This window comes from Bowmanella yangjiangensis (assembly GCF_017255015.1).
In the GTDB taxonomy this organism is placed as follows: domain Bacteria; phylum Pseudomonadota; class Gammaproteobacteria; order Enterobacterales; family Alteromonadaceae; genus Bowmanella; species Bowmanella yangjiangensis.
Window position 1 is genome coordinate 1 of the sequence record NZ_JAFKCS010000506.1, and the last position, 552, is coordinate 552.

General features: G+C 61.1%; 1 protein-coding gene. It reads right to left on the reverse strand.

Features of this window, described 5'->3' with window-relative positions:
• A partial coding sequence (locus J0A65_RS25385) for a methyl-accepting chemotaxis protein (protein ID WP_206596994.1) occupies nucleotides 1–552 on the reverse strand: 552 nt, incomplete at both ends.

A 552-nucleotide genomic window follows, 5' to 3' on the forward strand; every position in this document is an offset into this window, starting at 1 on the left:
TGGCCGCGTTCAGCGCCAGCAGGTTGGTCTGCTCAGCAATCTGCTGAATGGTCGAGAGGATGTTGTTGATATTGACCGTTTCCTTCTCCAGCTCCTGAATCACCTTGCTGGAACTCTGGATGCTGCTGCCGAGCTTGTTGACCCCCGACGTGCTGCGCGCGATGACCTCCTTGCCATTGCGCGTGGCCGCCAACCCCTGCTCCGAGACGTCGGCGGTCTGCACACAGGTTTTCGCCACTTCATTGGCGGCCGAGGACATCTCGGTGACGGCCGTGACGATCTGCTCCACCGAACTCAACTGGCTCTGCAGCGTGGCGGACATCGCGGTAGTGCGCTTGCTGGTCTCACTGGAGACGCCGTCCATTCTGACGGCATTGTCCTTGATCACCCGGATCATGCCCTGGATAGACTCGATGAACTGATTGAACCAGCTGGCCAGTTCGCCGGTTTCGTCCGAGCTGAGGCGCGCCAGGCGGCGAGTCAGGTCTCCTTCCCCCTGCGCGATGACGCGCAGTCCACCTGTCACCAGGTTGATCGGATTGGCGATCCGCT